The sequence below is a fragment of the Pristimantibacillus sp. PTI5 genome (genome assembly GCF_048572955.1).
GTDB lineage: Bacteria > Bacillota > Bacilli > Paenibacillales > Paenibacillaceae > Pristimantibacillus.
This window is the reverse complement of record NZ_CP183886.1, coordinates 2,207,501-2,222,758: the sequence shown is the minus strand read 5'-3', so window position 1 is coordinate 2,222,758 and position 15,258 is coordinate 2,207,501. Positions and strand designations below refer to the sequence as shown.

The following is a 15,258-nucleotide window of genomic DNA, read 5'->3' as shown; positions in this document are numbered from 1 at the left end:
GCAATCGATACCGGAAGGAGCGGAGGGATGTGATCAATGGCTTAGCTCAGCTTTCCTTCCGGTTTCCGAGGGTGTTCATTTTCATGTGGACGGCCGTCCTATTGTTTATGGGCGTTTATGCGTTGAAGCTGGATACCGTCGTTCAGGATCACGGCTTGTACCCGCAGGATGGCTCCTATGCGCAGGTGCAGCAGGTGCTGGCATCTGAATTTAATATCGCCGAAGCCCCAGTCTTGCTGCTCTTTGAGAAGGAAAACGGTGTTACCCGGGCCCGTTTTCTTCGTTTTATCGGGCAGGTGCTGCAGCGGGTTGAGGAGATTGAAGGTTTAGAGGAGCTGGTGTCCCCGCTTGAGCGGCGAGGGATGCTGGAAGAAAACCATGCTTACGCGCTCCTTGCTTTCTCGCATCCCCCCTATCGGATGAATAACGTACTGAAGCAGCTGAAGGGGCTGCTGCCGTCCTCCAACGGAATATCGGTCAAGATTACCGGAAAATCGGCCATCCAGGCGGATGTTAATGAAGCTAGCCATAAAGATTTGGCAAAAGCCGAGCTTATCGGCATACCGCTGGCATTTCTGGTCATGTGGCTTGTTTTTCGAAGAGTCGCGACTGCGCTGATCCCTATTGCGATTGGAGTGGCGGGCGTGCCGATTGCGATGGGACTCCTATACGGGTTGGGCACGAAGCTGGCGTTATCCAATTTTGTTTTGAATGTCATTCCGATGGTAGGGCTCGCTTTAAGCATTGATTTTGCGCTGATGCTCGTCAGCCGGTTCCGCTTAGAACTCCAAGGGAGCCCAGACCCTGCCGAGGCGCTGACAGAAACGATGAAGACTGCCGGAAGGGCAGTTTTTGTGTCGGCTGCCAGCGTTTTCTTGGGATTGCTTAGCTTCATCTGGATTCCGCTGCCGATGTTCTCCTCCATTGCACTCAGCGCGATGACTGTGGTTGCCGTATCGCTGCTGCTGGCATTTTCGCTGCTGCCGGCTCTTTTTGCCGTGTGCCTGCCTGTTTTGTATAAGGCAAACAAGGGCAAGAAAAAAGCCGTCCAAACCGGATTTTGGGAGGGTCTTGCACGCTTGGTCATGAAGAGACCGGCTGTCACGGGCTTGTTAGCCGCAGGCTTGCTTTTGCTGTGCATACTGCCATTGAGAAACATGCAGGCAGCTGTTCCTGATGAGACCTCATTGCCGCAAAGCTACGATTCACGGCTGGCTGCGGAAGTTTACGCCGCTGTATTCGAGCAGCCATCCGAATCGAAGGTTTGGGTTGTTGTCGAAGGTAGAGCTATGTTTCTCCGGCAATCGGATTGGACGGAAGCCTTTGCGCTGACGGAACGGTTGAAGCATGATCCGGACGTGAAAGAGGTCAACTCAATATTTTCTGGGCTTAGGCTTTCGCCGGAGCTGCTGTCGGCGCTTGTCCAGAAGCCGCTGCAAAAGAAGAAATACGAAAAGGCGCTCCAGCCGTTTCTGAGCGGGAACCGGCTGCTGCTGCAGGTGACCCTAGCGGACGAGCCATCCTCGGATGCAGCCATGAAGTGGGTGAGGGGATGGGAGCAAAAAGCGCTGTCATCGCCGCTGGATTTCACGCTGGGCGGCGAAGCGAAATACCAGCAGGAAGTTCATGATCTTATATTCGGCAGTTTGGGCCGCGTGCTTCTCTTTTTGCTGCTATCCAATTTTATGGTCCTTTTTATCGCCTTTCGGTCCGTGCTCCTCGCGGTTAAGACGATCCTGCTGAATCTGCTGAGCATAGGCGCTTCCTTCGGCATACTGACGTGGATTTTCACAGAAGGTCGATGGGGGATGGAGCCTGGCAGTATCGCGATTATGATTCCGGTCTTTATTTTCGGTCTCGTCTTTGGCATAAGCATGGATTACGGCGTATTTCTTGTCTCGCGGATGAAAGAGGAATATGACAGAACAGGCAGCAACGAACAGGCTGTTCGAAAGGGACTGTCATCCGTAAGCAGCATTATTACCGCAGCCGCTGCCATCATGATTGCCGTTACCGCTCCTTTCGCCTTCGGCGAGGTAGTCGGGGTGAAGCAGCTTGGCATCGGCATCGCAGCCGCTATCTTTCTGGATGCCACGATCGTCAGAATGGTGCTGGTGCCTTCCTTAATGATGCTGCTCGGCAAATGGAACTGGTGGGCGCCGCGTTGGTTGAAGTAGCGCCGGGTGAAACATAATGGAAGAACTTCCGTCTAATAGGTTATCTAGCCTTAAAGCGATAGGGAGAAGGAGGACCGATGGTGACTAGGACGAGGGTAAACAGAGTGATTATTGGACTAGCAATTGTCTTGGTGCTGTCGTGCGCCTACATTTATGCATCGAAAAATGAAAAAAGCCTTGAAACCTCCAAAGAAGGCGATGTCACTACCGAGGGACCGGGTTTGACCCTTTCGAATGTCAGTCAATTAGATCGCTTTATCGATGACATAAATGCGAAGAAGGAGAGTGAAGTAAGAATCGTTTCCCAAACGGACGAAGGGGATCTTCTTATTACGGAGCTAATCTATGACGGCCGTAAAATCCTGCATCGCTACGATAACTCGCGAGACGACTTTGCGGGCGCTTTTAGGGGCGTCAGGGATACCGTTTGTACAGGTGCCGGCAAAGAGGAAACAGATACAAATATTCGCTACTATATCAAAGGCTGTAAATGGAAGGATGCAGGATCGGTGAGCACCGGAGAGAACTATTATTTATTAGCCGTGCCGAAGGGCTGAGGAGATTGTCTATCGAATACAAGAGTCATGATGGAAAGGGCTGAGCAGTATGGCGATTAAAGCGGTACTCTTTGATTTAGACGGTACGTTGTTAGACCGTGATGCGTCACTTGCTTTATTCGTCAGCGATCAATATGATCGGCTTCCTCCTCTGCAATCCGTAGCAAAAGCTATTTTCGTTCAGCGTTTTATCGAGCTCGATAATCATGGCTATGTTTGGAAGGACAAAGTTTACCGGCAGCTTATCGAAGAGTTTTCGATCGCGGGGATGGATTGGCAGACGCTGTTAAGTGATTATCTGAATGGCTTCAAAAGGTTTTGCATCGGTTTTCCGCATCTATTGCCTATGCTTACAGAGCTCAAGAGCCGCGGGCTGAAGATCGCGCTGGTCTCTAACGGTTATGGGCAATTTCAATTCGATAATTTCGAAGCGCTGGGAATCAGCCCTTTATTTGACGAGGTGCTGATATCGGAATGGGAGGCGCTGCGCAAACCCGACCCGGCCATTTTTATGCGAGCCTTGAACAAGCTCGGAGTAAAAGCCGAAGAAGCTGTTTTTGTAGGCGATCATCTAATTAACGATATTAAAGCCAGCCGTGCCGTAGGAATGAAAGCCGTATGGAAGCGGAACCCGCCACTTACTCCTTTCGATGATGCGTTTGGGGATGCCGATGGAGTAATCGATGATTTAGGGGAGCTTGTCCAGATCGCGCTAAGCCTCCCGTCCGTGCCGGCAAATAACCGATAGAGGAGAACGGAAATGAACGATCTCTTGCAAATCCGTCCGATGATACAACCGGATGTTGAAGTGGTTTTTCAAGCACTAGAGGAACATGGAATTGGCAAACCGCTGGATTACATTAAGCGCTGCGCGGAACAAAATATAAGAGGAGTCATATACGAGGATAAGCAGGTCGAGCCTGGCAGCTACGTAAAGGTTGGCCATGATTTAGCTTTGTATTTGATTAAAGAGCAGAAGGATAGAGATTAGGCGCCTAACCGGTGTTAGTTAAATAAGAACCCTCCGTTGGTTTGCCGATAGCGCCAAAGAACCGGCCATTAGACATGCCGGATTCCTATAAACAGGCATTTGCCTTTGCACGTTAAAAAGACCAGTCCAACGCGTTATGCTCGCGATAGACTGGTCAATTTTTTAAAAACAGGCTGTTCGTTTATTCGGACGAAGCGACCGTTTGCAGGCGGCTGCTTGCAAATTCGCGCACGCTTCGCCACTCGGCCAAATGGCTCTCCAGCTGCTGAATTAATGTATCTACGCCTTGGATAAAAGGAACCTGGCTGCCCGCTTGGATCATGGCGACGGATTGAAGCGTATCCGCGGTTAGGGCGCTGTGAGCGGGAAGAGCGGCAGCGAGCCGGTAAAGAGCATCTTCAACGGGAGTAGCTGAAGCGGCAGTCGGACTTTGCTTCGGCGTCTCGGAAGCCTCCGGCTTAGCCGGTTTCTCCGCCTTAGGGGCTGCCGGCTTGGGTTCAGCGGGCGGTTTGGCGCGCTCCGCTTTGTTCTGCTCATGGGTTGACCAGGTTTCGATGAGTCCGCTTCCGGTTTTGAAGAGCAGCTTGTCCTTAGTGCTGTCAGAAATGGTTTTGTCCTTAAACAGCTTCGCTATTTTCTTCACATCGCTTACGGGCAGCTCATCGCGGGCTGCAATCAGCGCAAGCGGATCACGATGCTCCATCGGCAGATCCTTCAGCGGAAGCAATTGATCCTCGGTCAGCTTGTCTTTCTTAATCTCGGTGCCGCTGACAATCAGCTTCTTTACTGCATTGCTGAATTTCAGCAGCTCGCATTTGTTCTTGATATAGGATTCTGGCTTGCCCAATTTCCCGGACAAAAATTTGGTTGAGCTCCGGAATTTCGAATCATTCAGCAGTTTATGGAAGGCTTCGGCTTCCTCGATCGGCGAGAAGCCTTCACGCGTCAAATTTTCCGCAATCTGCTCCAAATAGATCTCCATCTCGTCCGTTACGGTAGAAACGATACAAGGAATGGTCGGCTTTCCAAGCATTTTGCTGGCTTTGTAGCGACGGTTGCCGTAAATGATCTTATACCGTCCGTTGCTCGTCGTTCTTACTTTAATGGGGGAGAGCAGGCCGATTTCGTCTATGCTTTTCATTAATTCCTGCAAGGCTTCCTCGTCAAACTGATACCTGGGCTGATCGGTATCCTCGTCTATTAAATCCGTTACAATTTCAATGATATCCATATGATTTCTCCTTAAGGTTTTGCTGCGTTTTCAATGTTCGGAGCTTGTTGATGACTTCCTCTATTATATAGCAAGGGCGGAAATGAGGAAACGATTGGCGCAGCATTCAAATTGTTTTGCATTTTTGGAAGGGAATGAAACAAATGATGGGCGCTGAACGTTTTTATATAGTAAAAGGGGGAGATGGATAATGATGCGAATGAGGAAAGCGGCGCTCATCCTTTTGCTGACTGGAGGAATGCTCCTGGCCGCCTGCAGCAATAAACCGTACGGTCATTATCGGGATGATCAAATGATCGGCTTCATCGACACTTTGAACAATCAGGAGCAGACAGTCGGCTTCAATATTTCGGAATGGGCGAAACGCGATGAGCCGGGTCCGGCTATAGCTGATTGGGGCGCGAGCTATGAGGCTCGCGTGCTTCCTGGCACGAAAATTACCAATGAAGCAGGCGAGAAGCTGGGCTGGGAGGATTTGAGGCATGGACAGAAGGTTCAGATCAATCCGCCGACCACCGAGAAAATAACGGAAACGCCGGATGAGCTCATTATTTTGTCCATGTCGAACGAAGAACTGCTTGCGAGAGCGGGATTGCTTGCCGGCCAGAAAGGCAGGTACAAAACGACGGTTGTACACGATAAAGACATGCCCCAGCCCTATCCCGTGGAGGAGATCGAGAAGGACGCTAGAATGTACTTAACGGCGGATACGGATGGATGGCGTATAACCCGAGCTATGTGATGGATGTGAAAAAGGCATTTCGTCTCGAAACCCTCCCTATATTCCTCGTATTCGACACAGAGAAGCTTGTGCTGAAGACGGACCGTTTGGAAGAAGTAACGGCGTTCATCAGCTCGATGGAAAAATAAATCTGTTATAGTTGTCTATTGCACAAACGGCGGTGTAGAGTGTAGAGAAGAAGCCCCGTTTTGCAGGTGCGCCGATACCAGCCCAATATTTGTGTGCTGCTCCGTGCTGCCGCTCATGGTAGTTAAGTCCCTTAACTACCTCTTGGTCCTTGCTGCAGCTCCGGTTGTTAAGTCCCTTAACTACCATTATGTGTTCTGTGCTGCCGCTCCAGGTAGTTTAATCCATTAACTACCATTCCATGGTTCAAGCCTACGCTACATATTGTACAACGGAAACCTTACATATGAGGTCCAATGGTGGGCTAGATTGCAGTTTGTACAATGGGATAGCTCCATAAGCGCCGTCGGACCCCATTAGCTGCTGATTCTATTGCATAAACTGCAGCGTAGTTCGGTACTTTTCACTCAATATGGCATTCTATTGCACAAACTGCAGTGTAGGATGAGGACAGCGGTTTTTATGATAAAATGATTTGTTAAACGAACGGTTAAATGAACGGTTGAACGAACGGTTAAATGAATTGTTAATTGAATTGTAACTGAATTGTTAAATGAACGGTTGAACGAACGGTTAAATGAACTGTTAAATGAATGGTTAGACAAATATGAAGGTGTGATACCAATGGAAGAAATTCAAGGAGAGCTTTGGACGCCCGAATCATTGAAGGCAGATTTCAAAAAGCTGGGCATCAAGCCGGACATGACGGTCATCATGCACAGCTCGTTGAAGTCGCTTGGCGGCTATGTTGCCGGAGGGCCGGTTGCCGTCATTTTGGCGATAGAAGAGTGCCTGGGCGAGGGCGGAACGCTCGTTATGCCGACCCATACGGGAGATTTATCCGACCCGGAGCACTGGCGCTATCCTCCCGTCCGGGAGTCATGGTGGCAGCCTCTAAGAGATTCGATGCCGGCCTTTTCAGCTGACCTTACTCCGTGCAGAGGCATGGGGATAATAAACGAAAGCTTCAGAAAACAAAACGGGGTTGTGCGCAGCGGCCATCCCCAAGTATCCTTTGCTGCTTGGGGCGCCAAAAAAGAGAGCATTACAGCCAATCATAGCCTGGCATACAGCCTGAGTGAACAATCTCCCATCGCAAGACTATACGAGGTGGAAGGCTGGGTGCTTTTGCTGGGCGTGGGCCATAACCGCAATACATCCCTTCATTTAGCGGAGTATCGCGCACAGTATGTGGGCAAGTCCGAAATGACCAACCATGCGCCTATTCTTGAAGAAGGCGTGCGAAAATGGGCCGGTTTTCAAGACATTGACTTTAACTCGGATGATTTTGAACAGCTGGGCGAAGCATTTGAACGGGATACGGGAGAAGTGCGGAGAGGCATGGTTGGCCATGCTGCCGCGCTGTTCATGCCGGTAAAGGAATTAGTCGATTACGCGGTAGGCTGGATGGAGCGGAATAGAGGGCACAAAGGAGAGCATGATGATTGATACGATCGTTTTCGAAGAAATTCAGGAGCAGCATCTGCCCGTGATCATGCGTACTTACAATTATTACGTTGAACACACAACGATCTCTTTTCATACGGAGCGGTTAACCCTGGAGGAGATTCGGAGCAATGTGATACATCAAAGTCCCAAATACAAATCCTTCGTTATTTTAGACGAGGGCATGTTCATGGGTTATGTTCTCATCACCCAGCACAAAAATAAGCAAGCCTACGATGTTACCGCCGAGGTAACGATCTACTTGGATCCTGAACAGCTGGGGCACGGCCTTGGGAGCCGGGCGATCGCTTTTCTCGAAAAGCAAGGAAGAGCAAGCGGCTTTCGCGTATTGATTGCAACCGTCTGCACCGAAAACGAAAGAAGCATCCGTTTGTTCGAGAAACACGGATATCACAAATGCGCGCATTTCAAAGAGATCGGCTTTAAATTCGGAAGAAGACTGGATATTGCCAGCTATCAGAAAATAATCGAATAAACATAAAAGGGAGATGCCCGTTAGCTTACGCTAACCTGGTGCATCTCCCTTTATTATTGCGTTCGGCTAAAGCGAAAACCGCAGCTTCTTATCCAAATATTTCAGCGCTTTTTCCGTGCAGACCGCGCCTAGCTCCGCTTTGGCGACCGCTTTGGCTTCGGCTAAATGGCGAGGCGCTTCCGGTGCTCCGCTGAGCGTTTCATAAAGCCAGTGGTCGGAGCTCTCGAAGCACATGCTGCTCCAGCCGCCCTCGAAGTCACTCTCCTGTGCGCCGGTAATGACAATATCGGCGTAGTTTTGCAGGTCAACGAGCGCCCGCTCGTAATCCTTTTTTTGTTCCTTGGCCGTTAGATTGGATTCTTTGCGCAAGTTCCGCGAATCGATATTGCCGGCTTCCTTAATGATCCGGTAAATATTCCGAGCGTTCTGAGACAGCAGGCCGCTGCTGTACCGCTCTTCTACGCTTTTGCCCTGCGAGAGCAGCATCGGAATCATCGGAAACAAGTCTACATGAATAAAGGAAGCTTTGGTTCCAAAAAACTTCCCGTATGCCGCGTGTTCATCCTTTACGATCTTGACGCGCCACAGCCAGGGGTCCAGCTCGGTATCGGTATGCCAGCTGTCGCTCGGCACGACGGAGGTAAGCGAAGGATGCTCGGGAATCAGATCGGAGAATGGAAAAATCTTATATTGGCCGACTAGCTGTACGAACTCCGGATACGTTGTAATACTCATGTTTTCACTCCTAAAGTAGGTTACTCTATTATACTAGTAATTACCATGATTATCCTGCTTTACACGAAGGATACGAAATATACTGGGCCGTAACCTTTTTGGGCGGGATGACGTCTTATACGTGAGGAATGCCATAAGATATGGTTCAATTAGGAGAGGACTGGTGTGGAATTTGAAGAATGCAATCGCATTAGCGGCACTGGTAGCGCTTCTTCTCGCTGGCTGCACTGCCGATACGACGAGGACCAAAGGTACGAGTGGACAGGATCCGATCATTGTTCAAGCTAGCCAAACAGAGTCGTTTAACAAAAAGTATGCCAGTTCATTGCAAACAAATGAAACCCTAGTAATTTCCCTATCCAAAATATCAGGCCAAAGAAATGAAGCCGTCTTATTCTTGGAAAATGAAAAGGTTGAACCATTTGAAAGTGCCATTCAAACGGCAGAAGCGCTCTCTGGCTTATTGAATGTGACAACTCCCGGCTACGAACTCATCATGACGCGCAAGCTGCAGACGCATAAATATCATCTTTGGATTGAACCCGGCAGTAAACAAGGCATGATAATGGATGTCGCGGACACTCATAAAGGGTATGCCCTCACACAGTCTGCGACAGCTGAGCTGCTGCAAATCATCGAGGGGGATGAACGTCTTCGCGTCTCCGAACCCAAGGGATGAGAAATCGCTATGCCGCTCTAGTTCGAACAGGTGCAAAACGTTCAGGAGATCACGAAGGTTGAGCAATTCGAAGCCGGAAAAATAATGTTCGGGCAAGCAGTTACGGACGGTACGGTTTTCATTTTTCTGAAGCCGGATAAATCAGAGCAGCTTTACGGCGTTTACTTCGATGTTTAGGGAGGCATTTATCATGAAAAAATGGATGAAAACAGCGGCGGCTGCACTAACCGTAGCAGGTGTACTAAGTGCGGGCACTGCGGTTATGGCTGCGCCTGTCGCTGCCGCACCAGTCAAAATGTTTATTAACGGTTTATACCAGGACGATGTTTTAAATGTGAATGGCAGAACGATGGTCCAATTGAAAGCATTTTATGATCCTGATAAAATTAGCTATTCCTACGAGTCGGCTACGAAGACCATTATCATCAAAAATCCGGTTAACAAAATAACGGTGCGTTTGAAGGACGGCTTGAAAACGGCCGACATCAATGGCAAGAAAATCGCATTAGATGCGCCGGTTACGGTGAAACGGGGTCGGACCTACGTGCCTGTCCGCTTTGTAGCGGAGTCGCTTGGCGGTACGGTCGCCTATAATAACGCTGCAAAGCAAGTTATTGTCCGGACGCCTACGGGCGAAGAGCAGTTCAAAACGCTTATGAGCGGTGAACTCGATAAAGCGCGCGTCGCTGCACTCGATCTTCCGGAGTTGAACTACGGAAAAGAAATTCAACCCTATGGGGAAGGCTTTACGACCATTTACACGTTCCCGATAGGAGAAGCGCTCCGTTATAAAATGGAATATAGAGGTTTAGTGACTTATGTCGAAGTCAACGAAAATGGCATAGCCGAGATTAAATGGCAAAAGGATACGATAGGGAAAAATGGCGAAACGGGCCAAGAACCGAAAGCATTTGGCGAATCCGTTTATTTTATGAATAATCTAATGGCGGATAGGCTGTCCTACGGAACGGTAGACAGCACCGGGAAAAGTACGGAGCTGGCCACCGTTGACCGCTATAATAATCCACATTTTGCGTATGTTCTTATCATGCCGATTGAGGGCGAAGTGAGGACGGATGCAAAGTTGACGGAATAAGCTCAGAAGGAAGCGTGCATGCCATCATGATTGAAAAAATCGATATAACTGATCCGCGCATCGCGAAGGAAGTGCTTGGCATTCAAATACCATCTTACAAGGTAGAGGCCGAGCTGATTCGTTTTGAGGAGCTGCCCCCTCTAAAAGATAACGTGGAAACGCTGCGCGATTGCGGAGAAACCTTCTACGGCTATTATTTAGGCGGTGAGCTATGCGGGGCGATAGCGATAAAAAGGGAAGCGGACATCATCGATATTCATCGCTTGATGGTTCATCCTAAGCATTTCCGAAAAGGATTAGCCAAGGAGCTGCTCCGGTATATAGAAGGCCTTGCTGGCCGCGGCTGTGCAATTGTGGTTGCAACGGGAACGCAAAACGCCCCGGCCGTAAGTTTTTACAAGCAAAGCGGTTTTGCGGAAAATGAAGTTTTTCTGGTGGAAGAACGCTTGTCGATCACTTCTTTCAAAAAAAGGATACGATAGCTTTATATTTTTTTGAGCATAAGGAGAACGAATCATTGCAGCTATTAGTGAAGGCAACCAGCGGTTCTCAAGAGATTTCCGTGTACGAAGCCAATCAGTTATATGGGGAAATCGGGAAATATCGGTTTTTGCAATTTTCTGATCATGCGATACAGGGCGCGATTGACCTAAAGAACCCGAAACGAATCGTGCTGGAATATCCGAGGGCGATTATGCATTTGATGGAGCGGAACGACTCCGTCTTCGAAAATGTTTTTATGATCGGTCACGGAATCGGAACCATCCCCGGGAACTATCCGGATAAACGGTTTATTGTAGCGGAAATCGACGAGACGGTGGTCGGGCTAAGCAGAGCTTACTTCCATTATCAGTTGGATAACGTTCGGATCGGAGACGGCCGCCGGCTGCTGTGCGAGCAGGAGCGGAGCGGGTTCGATTATATTATTTTGGATGCTTTCACGGAGGCAGGCACGCCCTATCATTTAACGACCTTGGGCTTTTTTGAAATGGCCAAACAAAAGCTCGATGCCCAAGGCTCGATGATTTTGAATCTGATGGGTAAAGTGAAAAACGACAAAATAATGAATGCCATTTATTCTACGCTCGGAGAAGCCTTCGCTTATGTCAAAGCATTTTCGCTGCCCGCTGAGCATAACGCGGATATCAGAAATATCATTATAGTGGCAAGCTGCAGGCCTATCCGGTTTGAGTCTAAGGCTATGGCAGGCTTCAATGAAATCCAGCTGGAAGAAGGCCATATTCTGATGGATAAACGAGAAGGGTGAGCGGAACTGGGACGAATCGGCTAGGCTATAGTTTCTGTTATTGTACCATCCGGCGATATTCACGAGGCGTCATGCCGGCAATCCGTTTGAAATGGGTGAGAAAGGCATCGATATTTTTGTAGCCTGCCTCTTCCGCAATCGCGCTGATTTTCAGCTGCGAGCTTCTTAGAAGCTCGCAGCTTTTTTTGATACGCAAATGCTGAAGATATTGGAGAAAAGATTGTCCGGTATGCTGCTTGAACACGCGGCTGAAATGACGCTCGCTCCATCCGCACCGGGCTGCAAGCTGTCCGACCGTCACACTCTCATGCGGATGCTGCTCCAAATCGCTGATTATCTGCGCAAAGGACGTAGATGCTTTTTCTTCCAATAAAGGCTTGTTCGTATCCTGCATCAAACGATAGATCGACACGAGCAGTTGTACGAGCAGCGCCTGCAGATAAGCGGGCGAGCCGTTTTGCGGCTGTTCATATTCGCGCAGCATGCTGCGAAACAAGCTGTCGATCAGGTAGTTGGAGTCAAACACGGATTGAAACGCCGATGGATGGGTGAGCTGCTTTTCGAGAAAATCGACAATCGGCGGCTCACCGCCAATCCACTCGTTCAGCGAAACGAGCAGGGACGGCAGGAAGACGCAATTATATACAATTAACGGAGGGCTGGTGCGGGAGGGTGTTGAAGGCCGGAATACATGAGAAACTCCGGGAGGCAAAACAAATAATAAGCCTTTGTATACCGGCACAACCTCTTCTCCGATATGATGAAAGCCCTTGCCCTCCGCTACATAGGCGAGTTCAATGAAATCATGGTTATGCAGCGGCAGCTGGAAGTTTTCGGTGGCGCGGTTCACATAGACTAAGTCGTTTTTTTGTAAATATTGCTCGACCTTATACAACTGCGTGTGCTTGCTCGGCATGATCTGATCGCCCCTTTCACTGGATGTCGCTTTTCAGGGATTAAATGTCTGAAACAGGGGTAAATGAGTACCTTGATTTTACTATAATTAAAAATAGATTGCACGGGCAAGCACCCGATAGCTGGCATAAAAGGAGCAGAATGACATGGCGAATAACGGTTGGAAAGCAAGCTGGATTTGGGGCGGAGAAGCCATAAGCCCGCGCAACGAATGGCGCTGCTTTAGGAAAAGCTTTGTGGTTGATCAATCGAATGATCGTACAGCCTCGTCTTCGAACACGACTCTGCGAATCAGTGCGGATTCTCGTTACGTTCTTTATATCAACGGCAAGCATGTTGGAAGAGGGCCTGTCCGCTCGTGGTCCGTCGAGCAATTTTATGATGTGTATGAGGTTGGTCATCTGCTGGTGCCGGGGCAAGTAAACACGATTGCGGTGCTGGTGCTTCATTTTGGCGTGTCGACCTTCTATTATTTACGCGGCCGCGGCGGCTTACTGGTTCAACTTGACAGCGGGAATGAATCCGGAACGGAATCGAAAATGCTGATTGCTACGGATGAAACCTGGAACACCTCCGTACATGAGGGGTATCATACACGCTCGCCGCGCATGTCCTGTCAGCAGGGTTTCTCCGAATATGTGGATGCTGGCTTGTGGGGGGAAGACTGGATAGAAACCGCCTATCAAGATGCGCGATGGGAGAAATCAAAGATCATTGGGCCTGTCGGCACGGGGCCGTGGACGACGTTACTAGAGCGGGACATTCCTCTACTGGCGGAGTACCCGGTGTATCCCTCACGCATTTTGAGCTTGAACAGCGTTCAATCCTTCACGTATTCTACGGCCATTGATATACGCAATCAAATGGTGGAAGGCAGCGAGAACCATGCCAATGTCGTAGGCTTTACCGGATATGCGGCAACGCTTCTATGCGTAAGAGAGGAGACGGAAATCATTCTCGGATTCCCGAATGCCGGTGAATGCGTGGGTGCGGTATCGCTGAACGGGGTTAAGCTTGGCGAGGAACGGTTTACAGGCGTTCTGCCTGAGCGCTATGCGGCCGTTACCCTAAACAGAGGCGACAATCTATTGTTAATCGATGTAAGCGGAGGAATGCATACGGGCAAGCTTCATTTGGGTATTTTTAGCGAGGCCCCGGTCGAGCTTCGAGCTCCGTTAATGGAAGCGGGTGAGCCGGAGGGTGCTTCTGCTTTTATTGCGATTGGCCCGTTTGACTGCACCGTATATTTGGATCATCAGCATTCAAGAGAAATTGATTTTGAGGACCAACAATATAAAGAAGTGATAGACAAAGTAGCTTCTATGGATGATTTGGCTGCTTATTCATCTTATATTCGTGCAATCGACGAGCGCTTCGTTAGCGAAGCAGATGTATTAGGCCTCTCCATCTGGAAGAAAGAAAGTATCTCCCGAACGATTCCGGCAGCCCTGCATAACGCAGTGATTCCCAATGCCTCGGCAGGCGTTATTCCGGTTTATCCGGGCTTCGACACTGAAATCATTATCGATTTCAGCAAGGAGCTTACCGGTTATCTATCCTTCGAGGTCGAGGCAGAAGCGGGAACGATTTTAGACTTTTACGGCTTCGAGTATATGACGGAGGATTATCGGCAGGATACGTTTGGACTCGATAATACGCTGCGCTACGTCTGCAGGGAAGGGAGGCAGCGGTATATGTCCCCCGTTCGGAGAGGACTGCGTTATTTGATGCTGACTGTCCGCAATGCGTTGAAGCCGGTTAAGCTGATCAACGTTCATTATATGGCAAATCATTATCCGGTGGCCGAAATCGGCAGGTTCCAATGCTCGGATCCGCTGCTTAACGATATTTGGGAGATCAGCCGCCATACGACGAAGCTCTGCATGGAGGATACGTTTGTGGATTGCCCGGCCTATGAGCAGGTATTCTGGGTGGGCGACAGCCGCAATGAGGCGCTGGTCAGTAATTATTTGTTCGGCGTAAACGATATCGTGAAGCGCTGCCTGCGCCTCGTGCCGGGGTCAAAGGATCAAACGCCGCTATATGCCGATCAGGTACCGAGCGGGTGGAGCAGCGTTATACCGAACTGGACATTTTTCTGGGCGATTGCTTGCCGGGAATATGTGGAGCAAACAGCGGATATGGATTTTGCCAAAGAAATGTATCCGCATATCCGTTTTACGCTGGAGCATTACTTAAAGGAAATCAATGAGGATGGCCTGCTGGCGATCAAAGGCTGGAACCTGCTCGACTGGTCGCCGATTGATCAGCCGAATGACGGTATCGTGACTCATCAGAACTGCTTTTTGGTGAAAATCTTGCGAGTTGCCTCCGAGATGGCGGTATTCTCGGGCGATGAGGAAGGGCAAAGGCGGTTTGCGGATGCGGCAGACGATCTTCAAGCTGCTATCAATACGCATTTATGGTCAGAGGAGCAATCCGCTTATCTCGATTGTATTCATGTAGATAGCCGCAGGTCGGACATCTTCTCCGTGCAAACGCAGGTTGTCGCTTATTTGACTGGTGTAGCGCAAGGCGGGAGGAGAAGCGTGATGGAGCGTTATTTGCTGGATTCGCCTGCTCATTTTGTGCAAATCGGCAGTCCGTTCATGTCCTTCTTCTATTATGAAGCCTTGTCGGAATCCGGGCAGGTCCCAACGATCGTCGATGACATCCGCCATAATTACGGGCAAATGATTGAGCATGATGCTACAACCTGCTGGGAGATGTACCCGAATTTCACCGAGAACCGGGCGAACCCCAATATGCTGACGAGAAGCCATTGCCATGCTTGGTCCTC

General features: G+C 49.5%; 17 protein-coding genes (1 of these 17 running past the window's edge). 14 read left to right on the top strand and 3 right to left on the bottom strand.

Annotated features, from left to right (window positions below; translation table 11 throughout):
* The first annotated feature begins 29 nt into the window (after nt 1–29).
* The 4 genes from ACN6MW_RS10005 (at nt 30) to ACN6MW_RS09990 (ending at nt 3,725) form a co-directional block, all read left to right on the top strand.
* Complete coding sequence (locus tag ACN6MW_RS10005; RefSeq protein ID WP_419875327.1) at nt 30–2,177, top strand: MMPL family transporter; 2,148 nt, start codon at nt 30–32, stop codon at nt 2,175–2,177.
* A gap of 77 nt (nt 2,178–2,254) precedes the next feature.
* Nucleotides 2,255–2,734 carry a DUF4362 domain-containing protein gene (locus ACN6MW_RS10000; RefSeq protein WP_419875326.1) on the top strand — a complete coding sequence of 160 codons (480 nt, stop codon included), beginning with the start codon at nt 2,255–2,257 and terminating at the stop codon, nt 2,732–2,734.
* Between the two features lie 49 nt (nt 2,735–2,783).
* The gene (locus ACN6MW_RS09995) at nt 2,784–3,482 is read left to right on the top strand and encodes an HAD family hydrolase (RefSeq protein ID WP_419875325.1); all 699 of its coding nucleotides are present in this window, start codon (nt 2,784–2,786) and stop codon (nt 3,480–3,482) included.
* A gap of 12 nt (nt 3,483–3,494) precedes the next feature.
* Nucleotides 3,495–3,725 carry a hypothetical protein gene (locus tag ACN6MW_RS09990; protein ID WP_419875324.1) on the top strand — a complete coding sequence of 77 codons (231 nt, stop codon included), beginning with the start codon at nt 3,495–3,497 and terminating at the stop codon, nt 3,723–3,725.
* 181 nt (nt 3,726–3,906) lie between these two features.
* Here ACN6MW_RS09990 and ACN6MW_RS09985 read toward each other — a convergent pair whose 3' ends face one another.
* Nucleotides 3,907–4,956 (bottom strand): ParB/RepB/Spo0J family partition protein, encoded by a 1,050-nt coding sequence (locus tag ACN6MW_RS09985; RefSeq protein WP_419875323.1) that lies wholly within the window; start codon nt 4,954–4,956, stop codon nt 3,907–3,909.
* 190 nt (nt 4,957–5,146) lie between these two features.
* Here ACN6MW_RS09985 and ACN6MW_RS09980 point away from each other — a divergent pair, with 190 nt between their 5' ends.
* The 4 genes from ACN6MW_RS09980 (at nt 5,147) to ACN6MW_RS09965 (ending at nt 7,766) form a co-directional block, all read left to right on the top strand.
* A complete protein-coding gene (locus ACN6MW_RS09980) occupies nt 5,147–5,698 on the top strand; it encodes a hypothetical protein (RefSeq protein WP_419875322.1) in 552 nt (183 codons plus the stop codon).
* On the top strand, nt 5,674–5,826 hold the full coding sequence (locus ACN6MW_RS09975; protein WP_419875321.1) for a hypothetical protein: 153 nt from the start codon (nt 5,674–5,676) through the stop codon (nt 5,824–5,826). Before ACN6MW_RS09980 ends, ACN6MW_RS09975 begins: the two co-directional genes overlap by 25 nt.
* A gap of 622 nt (nt 5,827–6,448) precedes the next feature.
* On the top strand, nt 6,449–7,273 hold the full coding sequence (locus ACN6MW_RS09970; RefSeq protein ID WP_419875320.1) for an aminoglycoside N(3)-acetyltransferase: 825 nt from the start codon (nt 6,449–6,451) through the stop codon (nt 7,271–7,273).
* Nucleotides 7,263–7,766: an N-acetyltransferase family protein gene (locus ACN6MW_RS09965; RefSeq protein WP_419875319.1), complete on the top strand. Its 504-nt coding sequence runs from the start codon at nt 7,263–7,265 to the stop codon at nt 7,764–7,766. Before ACN6MW_RS09970 ends, ACN6MW_RS09965 begins: the two co-directional genes overlap by 11 nt.
* 66 nt (nt 7,767–7,832) lie before the next feature.
* Here the strand turns inward: ACN6MW_RS09965 and ACN6MW_RS09960 are convergent, their stop codons facing one another.
* A complete protein-coding gene (locus ACN6MW_RS09960; protein WP_419875318.1) occupies nt 7,833–8,501 on the bottom strand; it encodes an AlkZ-related protein in 669 nt (222 codons plus the stop codon).
* Between the two features lie 163 nt (nt 8,502–8,664).
* On the opposite strand from ACN6MW_RS09960, the gene ACN6MW_RS09955 reads away from it, so the two are divergent.
* From ACN6MW_RS09955 to ACN6MW_RS09935, 5 genes are read left to right on the top strand one after another with little or no spacing between them, the layout of a single operon-like run.
* Nucleotides 8,665–9,180 carry a hypothetical protein gene (locus ACN6MW_RS09955; protein ID WP_419875317.1) on the top strand — a complete coding sequence of 172 codons (516 nt, stop codon included), beginning with the start codon at nt 8,665–8,667 and terminating at the stop codon, nt 9,178–9,180.
* Nucleotides 9,181–9,210: 30 nt separating this feature from the next.
* Complete coding sequence (locus ACN6MW_RS09950) at nt 9,211–9,357, top strand: hypothetical protein (RefSeq protein WP_419875316.1); 147 nt, start codon at nt 9,211–9,213, stop codon at nt 9,355–9,357.
* 13 nt (nt 9,358–9,370) lie between these two features.
* Nucleotides 9,371–10,276, top strand: coding sequence for a copper amine oxidase N-terminal domain-containing protein (locus ACN6MW_RS09945; protein ID WP_419875315.1), 906 nt, complete (start codon nt 9,371–9,373; stop codon nt 10,274–10,276).
* 26 nt (nt 10,277–10,302) lie between these two features.
* A complete protein-coding gene (locus ACN6MW_RS09940; protein ID WP_419875314.1) occupies nt 10,303–10,758 on the top strand; it encodes a GNAT family N-acetyltransferase in 456 nt (151 codons plus the stop codon).
* 35 nt (nt 10,759–10,793) lie between these two features.
* Nucleotides 10,794–11,543 (top strand): spermidine synthase, encoded by a 750-nt coding sequence (locus ACN6MW_RS09935; RefSeq protein WP_419875313.1) that lies wholly within the window; start codon nt 10,794–10,796, stop codon nt 11,541–11,543.
* A 37-nt stretch (nt 11,544–11,580) separates the two neighbouring features.
* Here the strand turns inward: ACN6MW_RS09935 and ACN6MW_RS09930 are convergent, their stop codons facing one another.
* Entirely contained in the window at nt 11,581–12,459 is an 879-nt protein-coding gene (locus tag ACN6MW_RS09930; RefSeq protein WP_419875312.1) for a helix-turn-helix domain-containing protein, read from the bottom strand.
* 145 nt (nt 12,460–12,604) lie between these two features.
* On the opposite strand from ACN6MW_RS09930, the gene ACN6MW_RS09925 reads away from it, so the two are divergent.
* Nucleotides 12,605–15,258: the 5' portion of a family 78 glycoside hydrolase catalytic domain gene (locus tag ACN6MW_RS09925; protein WP_419875311.1), read on the top strand. Its footprint extends 271 nt past the window's final position; only the first 2,654 of its 2,925 coding nucleotides appear in the window; its start codon is at nt 12,605–12,607; the stop codon falls past the right edge of the window.

Bases quoted from the DNA above. Each gene is read 5' to 3' on its own strand.
- ACN6MW_RS10000 (WP_419875326.1), top strand. From the start codon at position 2,255: ATGGTGACTAGGACGAGGGTAAACAGAGTGATTATTGGACTAGCAATT.
- ACN6MW_RS09995 (WP_419875325.1), top strand. From the start codon at position 2,784: ATGGCGATTAAAGCGGTACTCTTTGATTTAGACGGTACGTTGTTAGAC.
- ACN6MW_RS09990 (WP_419875324.1), top strand. From the start codon at position 3,495: ATGAACGATCTCTTGCAAATCCGTCCGATGATACAACCGGATGTTGAA.
- ACN6MW_RS09985 (WP_419875323.1), bottom strand. From the start codon at position 4,956: ATGGATATCATTGAAATTGTAACGGATTTAATAGACGAGGATACCGAT.
- ACN6MW_RS09980 (WP_419875322.1), top strand. From the start codon at position 5,147: ATGATGCGAATGAGGAAAGCGGCGCTCATCCTTTTGCTGACTGGAGGA.
- ACN6MW_RS09975 (WP_419875321.1), top strand. From the start codon at position 5,674: ATGGCGTATAACCCGAGCTATGTGATGGATGTGAAAAAGGCATTTCGT.
- ACN6MW_RS09970 (WP_419875320.1), top strand. From the start codon at position 6,449: ATGGAAGAAATTCAAGGAGAGCTTTGGACGCCCGAATCATTGAAGGCA.
- ACN6MW_RS09965 (WP_419875319.1), top strand. From the start codon at position 7,263: ATGATGATTGATACGATCGTTTTCGAAGAAATTCAGGAGCAGCATCTG.
- ACN6MW_RS09960 (WP_419875318.1), bottom strand. From the start codon at position 8,501: ATGAGTATTACAACGTATCCGGAGTTCGTACAGCTAGTCGGCCAATAT.
- ACN6MW_RS09945 (WP_419875315.1), top strand. From the start codon at position 9,371: ATGAAAAAATGGATGAAAACAGCGGCGGCTGCACTAACCGTAGCAGGT.
- ACN6MW_RS09940 (WP_419875314.1), top strand. From the start codon at position 10,303: ATGATTGAAAAAATCGATATAACTGATCCGCGCATCGCGAAGGAAGTG.
- ACN6MW_RS09930 (WP_419875312.1), bottom strand. From the start codon at position 12,459: ATGCCGAGCAAGCACACGCAGTTGTATAAGGTCGAGCAATATTTACAA.